The sequence below is a fragment of the Lysinibacillus sp. UGB7 genome (assembly GCF_049058285.1).
GTDB lineage: Bacteria > Bacillota > Bacilli > Bacillales_A > Planococcaceae > Lysinibacillus > Lysinibacillus sphaericus_B.
The window spans coordinates 40,171-58,622 of sequence record NZ_JBMGUV010000021.1 but is presented as its reverse complement, the minus strand read 5'-3'; the positions used below and the strand labels follow the sequence as shown (position 1 = coordinate 58,622).

Below are 18,452 nucleotides of genomic sequence, written 5' to 3'. Positions count from 1 at the left end.
AAAATCACAGAAAATATCAAAAGGTTTCGGGAATGACCAGCATTTCCGAAACCTTTTGGCGTTTAGCTTATTTTAATGGGCCACCAAGTTTTGTGATGGCTTCAGATACGTTTGAAAATTTCTTGAAGTTGTCATTGAATAGACCGGCAAGTTCAGTAGCTTTTTTATCATAAGCCGCTTTATCAGCCCAAGCATCACGTGGGTTAAGCACTTCTGTTGGTACACCTTCAACAGCTGTTGGAATGTGTAAGCCGAATACAGCGTCTTGAATTGTTTCTACGTTGTTTAATTTTCCATCGATTGCAGCACGTACCATTGTACGAGTGTAAGAAAGCTTCATACGACTACCAGTACCGTATTCGCCACCAGTCCAACCAGTATTTACTAAGAATACTTGTGCACCGTGCTCATCGATTTTTTGACCTAGCATTTCAGCGTAAACAGTTGCTGGAAGTGGTAGGAATGGAGACCCAAAACATGTAGAGAATACTGGTTCTGGCTCTGTTACACCACGTTCTGTACCAGCAAGTTTTGAAGTGAAACCGCTTAGGAAGTGATACATTGCTTGTTCTTTTGTTAATTTACTGATTGGAGGTAATACTCCAAATGCATCAGCTGTTAAGAAGACGATTGTTTTTGGATGACCTGCAACAGACGGATCAACAATATTTTCGATGTATTGGATTGGATAAGCAACACGAGTATTTTCTGTTAAAGAACCGTCATCATAATTACATACGCGAGTCTCAGGATCAACTGCTACGTTTTCTAAAACGGAGCCGAAGCGAATTGCATTGTAGATTTCTGGCTCTTTTTCAGCAGAAAGGTTGATTGTTTTTGCATAGCAACCGCCTTCGATGTTGAATACGCCGTTATCAGACCAACCATGTTCATCGTCACCGATTAATTTGCGGTCAGCATCAGCTGATAATGTTGTTTTACCAGTGCCAGATAAGCCAAAGAATAATGCTACATCGCCAGCTTCACCAACGTTTGCTGAACAGTGCATTGACAGGATACCTTGTTCTGGTAATAAGTAGTTCATAATACCGAAAATAGATTTTTTCATTTCACCAGCATACTCAGTACCACCGATAAGGATGATTTTCTTTTCTAGAGAGACTATGATGAAAGTTTCAGAAGCTGTACCATCGACTGCAGGATCTGCTTTGAAGTTAGGAGCTGAAATAACTGTGAAGTCAGCAACATGAGAAGCTAATTCTTCTTTTGTTGGACGGATAAATAATTGATGACCGAAAAGATTGTGCCAAGCGTATTCATTAATTACTTGGATGCCTAGTTGAGAGTCTTTGTCAGCACCAGCAAATCCTTTGAATACGAATAATTCGTCACGTTCTTTTAAATACTTGATTACTTTTACATATAAGTTGTCAAATACTTCAGACGAAATGGGTTGGTTTACTTTTCCCCAATCAATTTTATCTTGTGTATCTGCTTCTTCTACCATATATTTATCTTTAGGTGAACGACCAGTGTATTTACCAGTTTCCGCACGCACTGCGCCATCTACTGTTAACATTGCTTCACCACGAGATGTAGCTTTTTCAACTAATTGTGGTACTGAAAGTTGAACGTTAATGTTCCCGCCGCTTAATAATTCCTTCAGTTCGTTTGAAATTTCTACTGAATTCATCGATTAAATACCATCCTTTTTTATAGTATTCCCTTGTGTTTGAGGGAGTTTTTCTTAATTTCAAAAATAGTATAACACATTCGCTTAAATAATCTATACTAATTCAGAAATTATTTTTGCGATTTTATTACTTTTCAATAAAACGACATAAAACGATTGACAACGGTTGACCTTTTACGTAAGATGAGAAATTGAACGGATACTCTTATCCCGAGCTGGTGGAGGGTCAGGCCCTGTGAAACCCGGCAACCTGCATGAACGATTTCACGACATGCGTTGGTGCCAACCTGATGCAAGGGGACAGCCCTTGAACGATAAGAGTGAAAGGTTACGAAGTCATTATTCCTTTCCTCATGTAAAGTACACGTGAGAAAAGGATTTTTTTATTGATAAAAATGAATGTAAAGGTAAGTATGTGCACTTCTTTCCTTATTATAATGACGGATCTTTCGAAATCCTCGTGTTAAAAGCAGCAACGGCTTGGAGTTCAATCCTTTAGGAGCGAACTTGACATGGGTAATGAGTACCGTATTAATTTCGCAAATACTATTTGTAAGAGTAATAGGAGGAAAACCAAATGACAAACCGTCGACTGTTTACATCAGAGAGTGTAACAGAAGGACATCCAGATAAAATTTGTGATCAAATTTCGGATGCCATTTTAGATGCCATTTTAGCAGAAGATCCAAATGCACGTGTAGCGTGTGAAACAACTGTAACAACAGGCTTAGTACTAGTAGCAGGAGAAATTACTACTTCTACTTATGTAGATATTAAAGGTATTGTCCGCGATACAGTCGCTGAGATCGGCTATACACGTGGGAAATATGGTTTTGATGCTGAAAACTTAGCTGTTCTAGTAGCAATTGGTGAGCAGTCACCTGATATAGCGTTAGGTGTTGACCAAGCATTAGAAGCACGTGAAGGTTCTATGACAGATGCAGACATCGAAGCGATTGGAGCAGGTGACCAAGGCTTAATGTTTGGTTACGCATGTAACGAAACGCCTGAACTTATGCCATTACCTATTAGTTTAGCGCATAAATTGTCTCGTCGTTTAACAGAAGTTCGTAAATCAGGTGAACTAGCATATTTACGTCCTGATGGTAAAACACAAGTGACGATTGAATATGATGAAAATAATGTTCCAGTTCGTGTAGATACCATTGTTATTTCAACGCAGCATGATGAAGAAGCGACACTTGAACAAATTCAAGCTGATTTAAAAGCATTAGTAATTGCGCCAGTGGTTCCAAGTGAATTACTAGATGCCAATACAAAATATTTTATCAACCCAACAGGACGCTTCGTAATTGGTGGACCAAAAGGTGATGCAGGTCTTACTGGTCGTAAAATCATCGTTGATACATACGGTGGCTACGCGCGACATGGTGGTGGCGCATTTTCTGGTAAAGACGCTACAAAAGTGGACCGTTCAGCAGCATATGCTGCACGTTACGTTGCAAAAAATATTGTTGCAGCCGGCTTAGCAGAGCGTGTTGAAGTACAGCTTGCCTATGCTATTGGTGTAGCACAGCCAGTATCCATCGCAGTGGACACGTTCGGTACGGGGAAAGTAAAAGAAAGCGAAATCGTTAAATGGGTACGTGAGTTATTTGATTTACGTCCAGCTGGTATCATTAAAATGCTTGACTTACGTCGCCCAATTTACAAACAAACAGCAGCCTACGGTCACTTTGGTCGAACAGATTTAAACGTGCCTTGGGAAAACACAGATAAGGCTGACGCATTAAAAGAAAAAGCTAGTCTATAAGTCGCTTTTCAAAAATGCCTAGTTATGTTTTCATAAAGATACACTTTCGTTACATGAAAGGGGACTAAGAATATTCTTAGACCCTTTCTTTTTCATTAGAAGTCATTTTTGCAAGGATTTGTAATACTGTCCTTTTTCTGCGTATTCTCGCACGATGCGTTCCATATCTTCTATATCTTCGGCGTTTAATTCACGTACAACTTTTGCCGGACGTCCTAATGCTAAGCTATTAGGAGGAATGACTTTACCTGGAGGTACAAGACTACCTGCACCAATAAAAGCACCCTCTCCGATTTCTGCTCCATCTAAAATAATTGAGCCCATCCCAATCAAGGCGTTTTTTCGAATCGTACAGCTATGTAAAGTGACTTGGTGCCCAACTGTTACTTCATCTTCGATAATCAAAGGATATTTTGGACTTTGATGTAAGCAACAAAGGTCTTGAATACTTACACGTTTACCAATAATTGTAGGAGATACATCACCTCGAATAACAGTATTAAACCAAATTGTCGTTTCAGCACCTATTGTAACGTCGCCCGTAATGGTCGCATAGTCGGCAATAAAAACAGATGGATCGATTATTGGTGTTTTATCTTTAAATGGATAGATCATAGAAATCGCCTCTTTTCTTTCTTTGATGTAATATTATCGTATCAAATACGCAACTTATTGGAAATATAAAATTAAAATGTGCAAAATACTTAGTTATAATCATTGTGTAACTATTTTTTAGGAGGACTATGTGAATGTGGAAATGGGAAGCTGATGGACATGCGAAAGCTGTGATTGCTATTCTTCATGGTGCTTATGAAAATCATCGCTGGTATGCATGGCTTATTGAAAAACTTAGAATGGAAGGCTTCCACGTAGTCATGGGGGATTTACCAAATCATGGAACAAAATCAAAGCAATCACGAGTCCATGATGAAGACTTTAAAGAATATAATAAATATACAAGAAATGTAATTGAAAATGCTTTTTCATATAATTTACCAGTATTTTTAATAGGGCATGGATTAGGTGCGACATTAGTATTACATACAATGTACAAAAGAAAATACGAATGCGCAGGCATTATTTTAACTTCACCATGGCTGAATTTGAAGCTATTGCCTGGAAAACTGCCAAATGCTTTAACAAGTCTAAGTGCTTTAACGGCAAATGTCAAAATGACACATGATATTACATTTGATAAATTGACCCGTAATGTTGAAGGTAGAAATGAGATGAAAGATGATTTTCCGTTTAAATCAGTCGTATCGGTTAAATGGTATCGTGAGCTACAACAAATGATGCGTAATTTGGTCATGATGTCTAAGGCGGAATTTCCGAATATGCCCATGCTTATTATGACTGGAGAAAAGGATGGCATTACTGAAACGAGACAGACGCGTAACTGGTTACATCAGCAGGAATTCACCGAATTTCAATTTAAAGAATGGGACAAATGCTATCATAATTTATTTCACGAGGTAGAACGTGAAGAGATATTTGTCTATATACGCGATTTTGTTAATAATGCTCTTCGTAGGATTGGTTATATAATTGAATAGATGAGTTCCCTCTAAAAAGAGTAATGGTTCTTTAGACTATAGTTACTTGAATATAATGTTGTAATTTTCTGAAAAGTGTAATACTATAATGTCTAAATGAAAGGACATTCAAAATTTGGGGGGATTTAATGGAAGCAATTGTTGGAAAACTCAATGATATTCTATGGGGACCATGGTTTATTTATGGTATTTTGTTAATCGGACTATTTTTCTCAATTATTACGCGGTTCCTACAAGTTCGTCACATTAAAGATATGTTTGTCTTAATGTTTAAAGGAGAAAAGTCTGATAAAGGGATATCATCTTTCCAGGCAATGTCAATTGCATTATCAGGTCGTGTAGGTACAGGTAATATTGCCGGTACTGCTACGGCAATCGGGATGGGGGGACCTGGAGCAGTATTTTGGATGTGGGCAATTGCTTTCATCGGTGCTGCCACTGCATATGTTGAGTCGACATTGGCTCAGATTTATAAAGAAGAGAAAGAAACGGAATATCGTGGAGGGCCAGCCTTTTATATTGAAAAAGGAATGGGCCAAAAATGGTTTGCCATTATTTTTGCGATTGCTGCATTAATCGCAATGTTAATATTAATGCCAGGTGTGCAATCAAATGCGATTGCTGGTGCTGTTGAAAACGCATTTGGCATAGAAACATGGATGACTGGACTTATTATCGTAGTGTTATTAGGTGCAATTATTATCGGTGGTGTTAAATCGATTGCAAATGCTGCGCAAGTAATAGTACCATTTATGGCGTTAGCTTATATTATTATGGCCATCATCATTATTGTTATGAATATTTCAGAAGTGCCTACTGTATTTGCATTAATTTTCTCAAGTGCTTTTGGTGCTCAGGAAGTCTTTGGTGGAATTATTGGCTCAGCTATTGCTTGGGGCGTTAAACGTGGTATTTATTCAAATGAAGCTGGTCAGGGAACTGGAGCGCATCCAGCAGCTGCAGCAGAAGTTTCACACCCTGCTAAACAAGGTATCGTGCAAGCGGCTTCTGTGTACATTGATACATTACTAATTTGTTCGGCTACTGCATTTATGATTTTATTTACTGGTATGTATAATGTACAAGATGAAAAGGCTGCTGAAGGTACTGATCCGTATATTCATATTGGTGAATTCAATCAAAATGGTCTATCTGGAGAAGAACAAATGACGTTTGCGAAAAGTATTAAAGAAGGTGCTGCATATACACAATACGCGGTTGAATCCTCACTACCAGGTTTTGGAGCACCGTTCGTAGCGATTGCTTTATTCTTCTTTGCATTTACGACAATTATGGCTTATTACTATATTGCAGAAACAAATGTGGCCTACTTATTCAAGGGGAAAACTGAAAAGATTTTTATTTGGTTAGCTAAACTTGCGATTTTAGTAGCAGCTTTCTATGGTACTGTTCGTACATCCGATCTTGCGTGGGCTATGGGGGATGTTGGTTTAGGTTTAATGGTGTGGGTTAACGTTATTGCCATTTTAATCATTATGAAACCTGCTATTGTCGCATTAAAAGATTATGAGAAACAGAAAAAAGAAGGAAAAGACCCTGTCTTCGATCCTCGTAAACTAGGTATAAAAGGTGCAGATTTCTGGATAGACTACAATGAAAAACGTAAAAATAAATAATAAAAAACGAGGCTGGGACATAAATAGTTTCAGTTCACGTAAAAAATCGAGATTGCATGAAGCAATCTCGATTTTTGTGTTTGATTTTGACAATATGTAGTGGAGGATTATCCTCGTACCGCATATTTTCTTAAATTTACGGCCATTAATGCAAGGCCGATTTCGTTCTCAGCTTTCGATTTTCCACGGACAGAAAATCGAGTGAAACCTAAATTAGCCTTCAAGAATCCGAAAACCGGCTCCACGTCAAGATCTAACGGTAAAAAGAGTTGATTCATGTTATAATCTTTAAACATAAGGACACTTCTTTCTGTGTTAATTTTTGTAGGGGTACTAAATTTTATCAGAAGAAGTCCTTTTTTTATGCCTAAAATTATGAATAGATTTAATTGAAATAGAAGTGTTTCAATAGTTGTTCGGAGCGAAGGCGGCGACTCCCGCTTAAAGCGTCGCCGTAGCGGAGAAAAATGACTACGAAGTAGACTAAAAAAACAAAGCCTCGAAGATTTTACTAATCGTAAAATTTTCGAGGTTTTTCATTTTTGAGGTGAGTTGTTTTGTCCCAGCCTCATTTTTTATTCGGCAGGTAGCTCTTTCATTTTTTCTATTGCAATGATAAAGGGTGGATCATTTTGTTGGTTTAGAAATTCGTATTTTAACACATGTACATATTTTTGCGGTAAATGACTGACGTAATCTATAACGGCATTGCGTTCTTCCTTGCCACCAGGATGACCATGGTAAACGACAAGGACGATAAGACCGCCAATTTTAAGTAGTTGAAGTAAATCTGTAAGCGCTAAGATTGTTGTATTAGGTTTTGTAATGATGTCGTGATCACTGCCAGGTAAATAGCCAAGATTAAAAATAGCGGCGGCAACTGGTTTTTGAACATGTTTTGCTACGTGTTCATGTCCAGTGTGTAAAACAAGGGCGCGGTGTTCTAACGCATTGTCTAGAAGCCGATGGAGTGTTGCATCGACAGCGCTTTTTTGCACATCAAAGGCAAATACTTGTCCGTCATCACCTACGAGTTGCGCTAAAAATAAAGTATCATGTCCGTTACCAGCAGTTGCGTCCACAACAGTATCACCATCTTCAATAGCTTCTGTTAATAGCTGCTGGGCATATTGTAAAACACGTTGTAGCTTCATTTTGTAACCTCAGCCTTAAAAAACTTTCCTTGCCAGCTTCCACGTCTCTCTAGCTCTGCATCAATGCCATTTAATACTTCCCATTTATTAACACTCCACATTGGTCCAATCATTAAATCAATCGGTCCATCACCTGTTATGCGATGTATCACCATGTTTGGTGGCAAAAGTTCTAACTGATCTGCTACTAGCTTCGTATAAACATCCTGATCTAAAAATTCTAGCATTCCTTTTTCATATTGTTTCACCATCGGCGTACCCTTTAATAAATGCAGTAAATGAATTTTAATGCCTTGGACATCGAGCTTTGCCACTTCACGAGCGGTCTCCATCATCATGTCATAGTCCTCAAGAGGAAGTCCGTTAATAATATGGGAGCAAACACGAATACCATGTTTACGAAGCTTTTCTACACCCTCTACATATGTGGCATAATCATGGGCGCGGTTAATAAGGTTTGCTGTTTTTTCGTGCACAGTTTGAAGGCCAAGTTCAATCCATAAATACGTACGTTCGTTTAGCTCTGCTAAATATTCAACCACATCATCTGGCAGGCAGTCTGGGCGTGTCGCAATCGATAGCCCAACTACGCCTTCTTGTGCTAATGCAGCTTCAAATTTCTCTTTTAATACAGGAAGGGGGGCATGGGTATTTGTGTAGGCTTGGAAGTAAGCCATGTACTGACCATCCTTCCATTTTTGATGCATTTTGTCTCGAATTTCAGCAAATTGTACATCGATTGGATCCACTTTGTTTCCTGCAAAGTCACCTGAACCTGCAGCACTACAAAATGTACAGCCACCAAATGCTACTGTGCCGTCACGGTTTGGACAGTCAAAACCTGCATCAAGCGCTACTTTAAAAACTTTGTGGCCAAACTGATCGCGTAAATAGCGATTCCATGTATAGTATCTTTTCCCCTCAGAAGGAAAAGGAAAGTTTGTTTCTGTCATGTATTTCACTCCTCTAACAGTATATTTTATCACGTGTGCACGTTTCCGTCATGAAGTAATGATTGTATCCCGTACTAACGGTTGCTAAGACTGTTTTAAAATGAAGCAAACCCCCAATGATGAAGTTTCACTTTATGAAGGCGAGGTAAATTTATTTTCCTTGTACAATTTCATTTTTCAGCATAAACTAACTATTTAGAGTAGCGAAATAATGGAGGTCATGATATGCCAAAAAGGGTTTGGTTTTTAATTATCGGGATGCTTGTGAACACAACGGGCAACTCTTTTTTATGGCCTTTAAATGCCATATATATGCATGATTATTTAGGAAAGTCTCTTGCCATGGCTGGCTTTGTTTTGATGTTGAATTCAGCTGCTGGTGTGTTAGGCAATCTACTAGGCGGTTACTTATTTGATAGAATAGGTGGCTATAAGTCAATTATGTTAGGCATTGTGTTGACGATTATTTCCCTAATTGGTCTAACCATTTGGCATGGATGGCCGCATTATGTGTGGTTCTTAACGATTCTTGGTTTTAGCGGTGGTATTGTATTTCCGGGGATGTTCGCATTAGCAGGAGCGGCTTGGCCCGAGGGAGGTCGTAAGGCGTTTAATTCAATCTACTTAGCACAAAATTTAGGTGTGGCAGTAGGTCCTGCCCTCGCAGGTATTGTCGCTGATTATAGATTTGACTATGTGTTTATGGTGAATTTAGGGATGTATATTTTGTTCTTCTTTATAGCATTAGTAACTTTTAAAGGGTTAGATGCGAGAAGCATTGCTCCTAAAAATGTAGTGAGTGAAAGTAAGCGAATAACAAATAAAGCACCATTCTACGCATTATTAATACTTAGTTCATCATCCGTGTTATGTTGGCTTGCCTACTCTCAATGGAGTGCGACGATTTCTTCATATACACAGGATCTAGGTCTTGGCTTAAAGCAATATAGTTTACTTTGGACAATTAATGGCTTACTAATTGTTATTGGGCAACCTTTAATCGCGCCACTGGTAAAACGTTGGGAAGATAAGTTAAAAACACAACTAGTATTTGGGGTTATCCTTATCGCAATTTCTTTTGGAATTATTGCATTTGCCAGTGACTTTAAAATGTTTGCTGCGGCAATGGTTGTATTAACATTCGGTGAAATGTTCTATACACCAGCCTTACCGACTATTGCTAACCAGCTTGCACCAAAAGGGCGACAAGGCTTCTATCAGGGAATTATGAATAGTGCAGCAACTGGCGGTCGTATGATTGGACCTTTATTCGGTGGCATTATGGTTGATCAGTTCGGCATGATTGCACTCGTATCAATATTAGTCTTCATTGTTTTAATTGCCATTATTCCATGCCTCTTGTATGATCGTCCGTTAAAAAGAGATAATTTGATAATAGATTAATAAATACAGAAAATGGATTTAAAACGAATGAAAAATGTGCTGAAGCAGATTTTTTGTTCGTTTTTTTTATTTTGTAGTTGAAATTGATTGGGTTAAAGATTACAATCATACATATTCAAATATTTGAATATGTAAACGTAAAAAGCCTAGTCGCAAAGTACAGTCATAATGGGGGGATCTACGTGGAAGAAGGCTTACAACAATTTAAAGCTGATTTCTTTAAAGCTTTAGCACATCCATTACGCATAAGAATTCTTGAATTATTGGTTGATGGTAAGAAAAGTGTGAATGAGATTCAAAGCTGTCTTGAGAAAGAAGGCTCAGCCGTTTCCCAGCAGCTGAGTGTCTTACGGTCGAAGAATATTGTATATGGCATGAAAGAGGGCAAAAAAGTTTACTATTCTTTGAGTGATCCAATGATTATTGAATTACTAGACGTTGCAAAGAAAATTTTTAACAATCATTTAATCAATACAATTTCAAGATTAGAAGAAATGACCGTCAGTGAAAATAACGATGACATTAAATAAGAGATGTATCTATTTTCGACTTAGAAAGTATCCTGAAATTAAAGTAAAGGTATATCTTGCTAACTTGATTCGATGAAATTTATTATTTCGAAGGGAAGATTTACTATGAAGTCACTGTTTACAGGGCGACTTGAAGGATATTCTGTTAGTCTTTTTAAAAAAGATTTACTGTCAGGTATTATTGTCGGTATTGTTGCCATACCTCTGGCGATGTCGTTTGCTATTGCCTCTGGTGTAAAGCCGGAGTATGGAATTTATACGGCATGTATTGCAGGGATACTCATATCGATATTTGGTGGTTCGAAATATCAAATAGGTGGACCTACAGGCGCTTTTGTCCCTATTCTTTTAGGGATTGTTCTGACCTATGGCTATGAAAATCTATTAATAGCTGGATTGATGGCCGGTGTCATATTATGTTTAATGGGGATTTTTAAGTTAGGCTCGCTAATAAAATATATTCCGCGTCCTGTAACAATAGGGTTCACTGCTGGCATTGCAGTAATTATCTTTACAGGTCAAATTGCAAATTTTTTAGGACTCACGGGTATTGAACGGCACGAATATTTTATAGCTAACATTAAAGAACTTGTCATACATCTGGGCACTACGAATTTTAATAGTATTTTAGTAGCCATCATTTGTCTCTTGATAATTCTCGTAACACCAAAGATTTTACCAAAGGTACCAGGAGCTTTGGCTGGAATTGTTGTTTCTACAGTTATCGCAACGTTTTTTTTCTCAGGTCAAGTTGCCACAATTGCCACAGCTTATGGTCAAATACCGAATACCTTACCGAATTTTTCAATTCCTGAAATTACATTTGAGCGTATTCAATTATTAATAGGCCCAGCATTTGTCATTGCCATGCTCGGGGGGATTGAATCACTATTATCAGCAGTAGTAGCGGACGGTATGACAAATAGCAAACATAATAGCAATCGGGAGCTCGTTGGACAAGGGATTGCTAATATTGTGACGCCTTTGTTTGGAGGTATTCCTGCAACTGGCGCAATTGCTCGTACAGCTACCAATATTAAAACGGGTGCAGCATCACCAGTGTCGGGTATTATTCACGGTGTGTTTGTATTAGTGACTTTATTGTTATTAGCCCCTTATGCCTCGCATATTCCATTGGCAAGTATGGCACCTGTTTTAATGGTTGTTGCTTGGAATATGAGTGAACAAAAACATTTTGCACATATTGTAAAACTGAAATCGGGCGACTCACTTGTCCTAATCATTACATTCTTACTAACTGTTTTTACGAGTTTGACACTAGCAGTTGAAGTGGGTCTTGTTTTGGCAGTCGTATTATTTGCAAAACGTATGAGCGAGAAGCTTGTTGTATCAAAGGTTTTACCCGATCATTCGACATCGAGTGGCAAGGTGCAACCAAATGTTGTTAATGAACAACATGATTGTCCGCAAATTAGTATATATACAATTGAAGGTCCATTATTTTTTGGAGCCGCTCAAACTTTTGAGCAAACGATTTCACATGACATTCATGGTCAGCCAAAAGTTTTAATCTTACGTATGAGTAAAGTGCCCTTTATGGATTCTACAGGTGAATCATATTTTAGCAATATAGTGGAAAGTTTCACAAAGCAAGGTGGCACTGTTTTAGTCACGGGTGTGCAAGAGGAATTGAAAGTGGCACTTCAGCGAAATGGCCTGTATGAAAAAATTGGTGAAGAAAATTTCTATCCACATACAGGGGTAGCCATTAACCAAGCCCTATGTTATTTGGATGAAAATAAATGTATAGGGTGCAAGCATTTTGCATTTCGTGAATGTGCTGAGAAGTGCCTGGCACGCACATAATTCTGACAATTTACTACAATTCAAAAAGCTCCGTATGATGGAAATCCTCGTACGGAGCTTTTTATGTTCAGTGCAACAATTGCTCGATTTGTTCTTTCTCACAATACTGGCAATAGGACTGTGAGCTTTGAGGCAAATAGGTTCTTAGTAAGGTTGTATCAAGAAATGAGTAGGGTGACGGTTTATTGTGCTTATAGTGGTGATAGGAACTGTATGGATAGTACTCCATTTTTTCAACAATGGGTGTCTTTGTTGTGATGGGATTGCGATGGATGTAGCGACTTACGGTGAGCAAGCCTATAGGAGAGGGAACAAGCTCTGCGAAATATCGCCGTTCGTAAAGCTGACCTGTATATTGATATTTTTTATTGAAGTAATCACTGTATCGACGATTGATGATAGCCATCACTTTTCCTAGTGGCACTTCAGGTGAACGAATAAGTAAATGATAGTGGTTAGTCATAATGCAATAAGCGACGATGCTAAATGGATATTTTTGATGGGCATATTGCAGTACACGAAAAAACGCTTGGTAATCAGCAGCGTTGTTAAAAATAGTTTGGCGATTGTTGCCACGCATCACTACATGATTGTAATGATTTGGTGACCACTGACGTTTTTTTCTAGCCATAAGACCTTCCCTTCTAAGTATTTTTCTTTAGCATAAAAATGATTACAAAGCGCGTCAAATATGCAGATATCTTTAGATAAGTAATATTTTCATTTTGATGACCGAAAAACATTGTTAATTTGTGAAATCTCTATGAAAAATGCCCTGAAAAAATTTTTTTGCTAATTGTGTGTAAATTGTGTGCGTGCCAGGCACCAAAAAGGCACTTGTGCTTTTCAGAACTTTCCATTAGAATAAATGCAATACATGTAAAGACAGTGATGAGGAATAGTAAATTTGTTTTTCTTTTTAGAGAGCTAGCGGTTGGTGGAAGCTAGCAAGAAAGCAAATTGAACTCGCCTGCTGAGTCTGCTCGCGTGAAATCCACGTGCGCCGTTCCTTCCGCGTTAAGGAAGCTTGAGCCGAGTGTGATCACTAATTTGGGTGGTACCGCGGGAGATAAAGAACTCTCTCGTCCCTTTCTAACAAAGGAAGGGGCGAGTTTTTTTATTTTTTAAATATTTTGTCAATTATAACAGTAAGTAAACAATGCACATATATAAGGAGGAATTTACGTGACTTTTATTCATCAACAAGTCGAAAAAAAATGGCAGCAATATTGGGCTGACAACAAAACATTTAAAACAGAAAATGAAACGGTTAAACCGAAATTTTATGCATTAGACATGTTCCCATATCCATCTGGCGCAGGTCTTCATGTAGGGCATCCAGAAGGTTATACAGCAACAGATATCCTATCACGTTTCAAGCGTATGCAAGGCTATAATGTTCTACACCCTATGGGCTGGGATGCATTTGGATTGCCAGCAGAACAATATGCACTAGATACAGGAAATGACCCAGCTGAATTTACTGCAAAAAATATTGCTACATTCAAGCGTCAAATCCAAGAATTAGGCTTTAGCTATGACTGGGATCGAGAAATTAACACAACGGATCCTGAATACTACAAATGGACACAATGGATTTTCATTCAACTTTACAAAAAAGGTTTAGCGTATATAGATGAAGTAGCTGTAAACTGGTGCCCAGCATTAGGCACAGTACTTGCAAACGAAGAAGTCATTGATGGGAAATCAGAGCGCGGTGGTCATCCAGTAGAACGTCGTCCAATGAAGCAATGGATGCTAAAAATTACTGCTTATGCAGACCGCTTAATCGATGACTTAGAAGAAGTAGACTGGCCAGAATCAATTAAAGATATGCAACGCAACTGGATTGGTCGTTCAGAAGGGGCAGAAGTAACATTTGACATCGATGGGACAGACAAAAACTTTACAGTCTTCACAACTCGTCCAGACACATTATTCGGTGCCACTTACGCAGTACTTGCACCAGAACATAAATTAGTAGCACAAATTACAACTGCTGACCAAAAAGAAGCGGTCGAAGCATATCTAGATAAAGTAAAATTAAAATCTGACCTTGAACGTACAGATTTAGCGAAAGAAAAAACAGGTGTTTTCACTGGCGCTTATGCAGTAAACCCAGTAAACGGTCATAAAATGCCAATTTGGATTGCAGACTATGTACTTGCTACTTACGGTACAGGTGCAATTATGGCGGTTCCTGCACATGATGAGCGTGACTATGAATTTGCCAAAGAATTTGGTTTAGACATCAAAGCAGTGCTTGAAGGTGGAGACGTCGAAAATGAAGCATTCACTGGCGACGGTAAGCATATTAACTCTGGTTTCCTAGATGGTCTTGATAAAGTTGAGGCCATTGCCAAAGCAATCGAATGGTTAGAGGAAAAAGGTGTGGGTGAGAAGAAAATTTCTTATCGTCTGCGTGATTGGTTATTCTCTCGTCAGCGTTATTGGGGTGAGCCAATTCCAATGATTCATTGGGAAGATGGTACAACGACGCCAGTACCAGAATGTGAATTACCATTAGTGCTACCGAAAACGGAAAATATTCGTCCTTCTGGTACAGGTGAATCACCACTGGCCAATATTTCAGATTGGGTCAATGTTGTAGATCCTGAAACAGGTAAGAAGGGGCGTCGTGAAACGAATACAATGCCACAATGGGCAGGTTCAAGTTGGTATTTCCTTCGCTATATCGATCCGAACAATACAGAAGCAATTGCAGACCCAGAGTTACTAAAGCGCTGGTTACCAGTTGATATTTATGTTGGTGGAGCGGAACATGCGGTACTGCATTTACTATACGCACGCTTCTGGCATAAAGTTCTATACGATTTAGGTGTGGTACACACGAAAGAACCATTCCAAAAGTTATTCAACCAAGGAATGATTCTTGGTGAAGGTAACGAAAAAATGTCTAAATCAAAAGGCAATGTTGTGAATCCAGATGAAATCATTGCTTCTCACGGCGCAGATACATTACGTCTTTATGAAATGTTTATGGGTCCTCTAGAGGCTTCTGTTGCGTGGTCGACGAATGGATTAGATGGTGCTCGTCGTTTCTTAGACCGCATTTGGCGTCTATTTGTGAATGAAGAACAAGGAACATTAGCCGCAAAGGTTCAAGTTTCTGATGATAAGTCGCTTGAAAAGTCATACCACCAAACTGTGAAAAAAGTGACAGAGGATTACGAAGGTATGCGCTTTAATACAGCTATCTCACAAATGATGGTATACATTAATGATTGCTATAAAGCAGATGTAGTGCCAATGGCTTACGTTGAAGGCTTTGTGAAGTTGCTTGCACCAATCGTTCCTCACGTTGCAGAAGAATTATGGCAATTGCTTGGACACGAAGGGTCAATTTCGTACGAAGAATGGCCAGCATACGACGAATCAAAATTAGTGGATGACGAAGTAGAAGTAGCTGTGCAAGTAGCAGGTAAAGTGCGTGCGAAAATTATTGTATCAAAAGATGCTTCGAAAGAAGAGATTGAAAAAGTAGCACTAGCAGACGACAAAGTACAAGAATATATGGCAGGCAAAAACTTAGTAAAAGTAATTGTTATTCCAGGTAAGCTTGTGAACATCGTAGTAAAATAAAGAATTTATGGAGATCCGAGTAATATGCTTATGATAAGCGTATTATTCGGTTTTTTTACTTTGTAAGTGTAATTAATAGATAAGCTTACATATGTAATATTTTATTTTCATTGGTATTCAACAATTCCTGAGTAATCTGACCCAATAAATATAGATAAAACCGTTGATGCCCACCTATGGGCGAACGCTTTCTGCGGACGGGGCCAAGCCGCTTCCCTCGCTATGCTCAGTCCAGGATCTTGTCTGTCCCGCTTTTCTGGCAGGAGTCATCGCCCTCCGTTCCAATCAACTAAATATTATCTAACACGTACTAAAGTAAATTGTTAAGATGATGAACCATCACGACAAAGAATCAAATCAAGAAACATGAACAACTAGAAATGTACAGCATAATAAGGGAAATATACTCGAAAAGTATGCTGAAGCAAAATGGATCCATTCGCCAATTCGTTAAATCGATTATTGTCAATACACATTGATATGTACAAAATGTCCAATACTTGGGCGTTTTTTTCATTATACTGAAACCAAGTGAAGATTCCTTACGACTATAGAGTGGATGGAAGAAAAAGGGGGTGTTTGTTTGAGTGAGCATTTAGCTACCATTATGGATGAACACGGTGAATATTGTCTTCGGGTAGCTTATTTATATGTAAAAGACTGGGCAATTGCAGAAGAAATCGTACAAGATGTATTTATCGCCTATTATCGTCAACAGAATCGCTTTGAGCAAAGAGCTTCGCTAAAAACATATTTAGTGAAAATTACAGTACATAAAAGTCATGATTATTTACGAAGTTGGAAAAATAAACGACATTTATTATTTGAGAAGTTGCCTATTGGGGCAAGCAAGCGAACGCCTGAAATGGATTTGATGGAAGCGGATGAGCGGAAAACTTTGAGAGCGGCCCTGTTTGAACTATCGATGGTTTATAGAGAGGTGTTAATTCTTTATTATTATCAGGAACTTAAGGTGCGTGAAATAGCTGATATGCTTGGTTGTAGTGACAATACTGTAAAAACAAGGTTACGTCGAGCGAGACAAATGCTACAAGGGAAACTCGAACGAGGCGATTGGGAGGTGCTAGTTGATGACAGGTTTTAAGGACAAACTAAATCGTGAACTAGGAAAAGAAGGACAATTTTCACAAAATCTAAAAGAGAAGATATTACAACAGACGACGAAACCTTCTAGTAAAGGTGTAAATTGGCAATATCCGGCTGTACTAATTGCTACGTTGACTATTTTGTTCCTCTTTATACTAGTTGGGCCTTGGACAAGAACTGAAGAACTACAAACAATTGCACATTTAGACGAGGTGATGAAACAACCGTCTCAAATTAAAAAATTTACGGTAATAAAAAATAATGACCGATTTACATTTGCAGCACAGAAATATGCTTGGAATGTCCTGCAAGAAAACTTCAAAGCTCCAGCAGATATACAGTTACTGCATGACATGTTAGAGCAGGCCAGTTTGGGTGTGGGAGAGATGAGTTTTACAGGTAGTTTCCAGGATATTTATATAGAATTCGAACACGGTCAAATACTACAGCTAAAAATGAAAACCTATGAAACAGGGATTGGCTTTATCGATATGAAGACAGATTTGTTTTATGTTGTAGAGGGAGATGTGGCGGAAAATATGATGACATTAATAGGAGGTGATACAAGCAGTAAATCCACGCTGTTGACATTACTTGTAATATTCTTGCTAACGCTTGCTATAGTAGAGTATATAATGCGCAGAAAATTGGGGATAAAAAGAAAAAATCGATATGCAAATATGACACATAAAAGAGTGGAAGTAATTTTCTCCGTATTTATGTTTTTTGTCATCTACTTATTTATTTCCAAAGGATGGATGTTATTTAAGCCTGTTATTGTAATGACAATAATCGTTAGCGTGTTGATAAGTTTAACCATTAATCGTCTATTTGGGCATCAATTAAAAGAGCATTTGATATCTATAGTAGGCTGGTTAATAGGTATATTATTTTTAATTGTAATTATAGTAATGATTTAGCAAATGAAGGGTAGTTGTACATTCATTTTCATTGTACATGCAAAGGTTGAAACAAACCAATCCGATAGAAAGCTGTATGTCCTAGAGGAAATAATATTAGATAATTTGGTGAATCATAGCTAAGTCATTATCGTATTACTAGGAAAGTGGAGTTTCTGGCCCCAAAAATAAAAGATGAAACTGAGTGATTATCGAACTTAGGATTTTTGACAATTCGAGTGTTCGTACGAAGAAGGTGCCGTCTAAAACCTTCAAACAATCAAGCTGTCTACTTATGTTGAAAATCTTCTTCGCTTTCCTCCAGTCAGCGGTGTCTCAAAAGTGATTTGAGAC

General features: G+C 38.2%; 14 protein-coding genes, 1 pseudogene, 1 riboswitch and 1 other annotated feature. Of the genes and pseudogenes, 9 read left to right on the top strand and 6 right to left on the bottom strand.

Annotated elements, in window-relative coordinates:
- Positions 1 to 67: 67 nt before the first annotated feature.
- Positions 68 to 1,654 (bottom strand): phosphoenolpyruvate carboxykinase (ATP), encoded by a 1,587-nt coding sequence (gene pckA, locus ACOMCU_RS18105; RefSeq protein ID WP_010860271.1) that lies wholly within the window; start codon positions 1,652 to 1,654, stop codon positions 68 to 70.
- A gap of 202 nt (positions 1,655 to 1,856) precedes the next feature.
- Positions 1,857 to 1,975, top strand: a riboswitch (SAM riboswitch).
- 256 nt (positions 1,976 to 2,231) lie between these two features.
- Here pckA and metK point away from each other — a divergent pair.
- Positions 2,232 to 3,428, top strand: a complete 1,197-nt coding sequence (gene metK, locus ACOMCU_RS18100) for a methionine adenosyltransferase (protein ID WP_421050939.1) — start codon at positions 2,232 to 2,234, stop codon at positions 3,426 to 3,428.
- Positions 3,429 to 3,530: 102 nt separating this feature from the next.
- Here the strand turns inward: metK and ACOMCU_RS18095 are convergent, their stop codons facing one another.
- Positions 3,531 to 4,043, bottom strand: coding sequence for a gamma carbonic anhydrase family protein (locus tag ACOMCU_RS18095; protein WP_010860269.1), 513 nt, complete (start codon positions 4,041 to 4,043; stop codon positions 3,531 to 3,533).
- Positions 4,044 to 4,177: 134 nt separating this feature from the next.
- Between ACOMCU_RS18095 and ACOMCU_RS18090 the strand changes: the two genes are divergently transcribed.
- The gene (locus tag ACOMCU_RS18090; RefSeq protein ID WP_010860268.1) at positions 4,178 to 4,984 is read left to right on the top strand and encodes an alpha/beta hydrolase; all 807 of its coding nucleotides are present in this window, start codon (positions 4,178 to 4,180) and stop codon (positions 4,982 to 4,984) included.
- Positions 4,985 to 5,112: 128 nt separating this feature from the next.
- Positions 5,113 to 6,621, top strand: a complete 1,509-nt coding sequence (locus ACOMCU_RS18085; RefSeq protein ID WP_421050937.1) for an alanine/glycine:cation symporter family protein — start codon at positions 5,113 to 5,115, stop codon at positions 6,619 to 6,621.
- A 107-nt stretch (positions 6,622 to 6,728) separates the two neighbouring features.
- Here ACOMCU_RS18085 and ACOMCU_RS18080 read toward each other — a convergent pair.
- The 3 genes and pseudogenes from ACOMCU_RS18080 to ACOMCU_RS18070 form a co-directional block, all read right to left on the bottom strand.
- A pseudogene (locus ACOMCU_RS18080) lies at positions 6,729 to 6,872 on the bottom strand (transposase); the annotation flags it as partial.
- 324 nt (positions 6,873 to 7,196) lie between these two features.
- Entirely contained in the window at positions 7,197 to 7,775 is a 579-nt protein-coding gene (locus ACOMCU_RS18075) for a class I SAM-dependent methyltransferase (protein WP_421050935.1), read from the bottom strand.
- The gene (locus ACOMCU_RS18070) at positions 7,772 to 8,728 is read right to left on the bottom strand and encodes a TIGR01212 family radical SAM protein (RefSeq protein ID WP_421050934.1); all 957 of its coding nucleotides are present in this window, start codon (positions 8,726 to 8,728) and stop codon (positions 7,772 to 7,774) included. The genes ACOMCU_RS18075 and ACOMCU_RS18070 overlap by 4 nt, the downstream gene beginning before the upstream one ends.
- 225 nt (positions 8,729 to 8,953) lie before the next feature.
- Between ACOMCU_RS18070 and ACOMCU_RS18065 the strand changes: the two genes are divergently transcribed.
- The 3 genes from ACOMCU_RS18065 (at position 8,954) to ACOMCU_RS18055 (ending at position 12,489) form a co-directional block, all read left to right on the top strand.
- A complete protein-coding gene (locus tag ACOMCU_RS18065; protein WP_036130712.1) occupies positions 8,954 to 10,132 on the top strand; it encodes an MDR family MFS transporter in 1,179 nt (392 codons plus the stop codon).
- A 182-nt stretch (positions 10,133 to 10,314) separates the two neighbouring features.
- Positions 10,315 to 10,662 carry an ArsR/SmtB family transcription factor gene (locus tag ACOMCU_RS18060; protein ID WP_010860263.1) on the top strand — a complete coding sequence of 116 codons (348 nt, stop codon included), beginning with the start codon at positions 10,315 to 10,317 and terminating at the stop codon, positions 10,660 to 10,662.
- Between the two features lie 105 nt (positions 10,663 to 10,767).
- Positions 10,768 to 12,489, top strand: coding sequence for a SulP family inorganic anion transporter (locus ACOMCU_RS18055; protein ID WP_010860262.1), 1,722 nt, complete (start codon positions 10,768 to 10,770; stop codon positions 12,487 to 12,489).
- Positions 12,490 to 12,556: 67 nt separating this feature from the next.
- Here the strand turns inward: ACOMCU_RS18055 and ACOMCU_RS18050 are convergent, their stop codons facing one another.
- Positions 12,557 to 13,120 (bottom strand): transposase, encoded by a 564-nt coding sequence (locus ACOMCU_RS18050; RefSeq protein WP_421050933.1) that lies wholly within the window; start codon positions 13,118 to 13,120, stop codon positions 12,557 to 12,559.
- A 248-nt stretch (positions 13,121 to 13,368) separates the two neighbouring features.
- Positions 13,369 to 13,582, top strand: a binding site (T-box leader).
- Positions 13,583 to 13,674: 92 nt separating this feature from the next.
- On the opposite strand from ACOMCU_RS18050, the gene leuS reads away from it, so the two are divergent.
- The 3 genes from leuS to ACOMCU_RS18035 all read left to right on the top strand — a co-directional run bounded on the left by leuS (position 13,675) and on the right by ACOMCU_RS18035 (position 18,119).
- Entirely contained in the window at positions 13,675 to 16,092 is a 2,418-nt protein-coding gene (gene leuS, locus ACOMCU_RS18045) for a leucine--tRNA ligase (RefSeq protein ID WP_010860260.1), read from the top strand.
- 583 nt (positions 16,093 to 16,675) lie between these two features.
- Positions 16,676 to 17,197, top strand: coding sequence for a sigma-70 family RNA polymerase sigma factor (locus ACOMCU_RS18040; protein WP_051112156.1), 522 nt, complete (start codon positions 16,676 to 16,678; stop codon positions 17,195 to 17,197).
- Positions 17,184 to 18,119 (top strand): hypothetical protein, encoded by a 936-nt coding sequence (locus tag ACOMCU_RS18035; protein ID WP_421050931.1) that lies wholly within the window; start codon positions 17,184 to 17,186, stop codon positions 18,117 to 18,119. The genes ACOMCU_RS18040 and ACOMCU_RS18035 overlap by 14 nt, the downstream gene beginning before the upstream one ends.
- The last annotated feature ends 333 nt before the right edge of the window (positions 18,120 to 18,452 follow it).

Coding starts and splice junctions, on each gene's coding strand:
- ACOMCU_RS18070 (WP_421050934.1), bottom strand. CDS start 8,728: ATGACAGAAACAAACTTTCCTTTTCCTTCTGAGGGGAAAAGATACTAT.
- ACOMCU_RS18065 (WP_036130712.1), top strand. CDS start 8,954: ATGCCAAAAAGGGTTTGGTTTTTAATTATCGGGATGCTTGTGAACACA.
- ACOMCU_RS18085 (WP_421050937.1), top strand. CDS start 5,113: ATGGAAGCAATTGTTGGAAAACTCAATGATATTCTATGGGGACCATGG.
- ACOMCU_RS18050 (WP_421050933.1), bottom strand. CDS start 13,120: ATGGCTAGAAAAAAACGTCAGTGGTCACCAAATCATTACAATCATGTA.
- ACOMCU_RS18075 (WP_421050935.1), bottom strand. CDS start 7,775: ATGAAGCTACAACGTGTTTTACAATATGCCCAGCAGCTATTAACAGAA.
- ACOMCU_RS18055 (WP_010860262.1), top strand. CDS start 10,768: ATGAAGTCACTGTTTACAGGGCGACTTGAAGGATATTCTGTTAGTCTT.
- ACOMCU_RS18095 (WP_010860269.1), bottom strand. CDS start 4,043: ATGATCTATCCATTTAAAGATAAAACACCAATAATCGATCCATCTGTT.
- metK (WP_421050939.1), top strand. CDS start 2,232: ATGACAAACCGTCGACTGTTTACATCAGAGAGTGTAACAGAAGGACAT.
- ACOMCU_RS18090 (WP_010860268.1), top strand. CDS start 4,178: ATGTGGAAATGGGAAGCTGATGGACATGCGAAAGCTGTGATTGCTATT.
- ACOMCU_RS18035 (WP_421050931.1), top strand. CDS start 17,184: ATGACAGGTTTTAAGGACAAACTAAATCGTGAACTAGGAAAAGAAGGA.
- pckA (WP_010860271.1), bottom strand. CDS start 1,654: ATGAATTCAGTAGAAATTTCAAACGAACTGAAGGAATTATTAAGCGGC.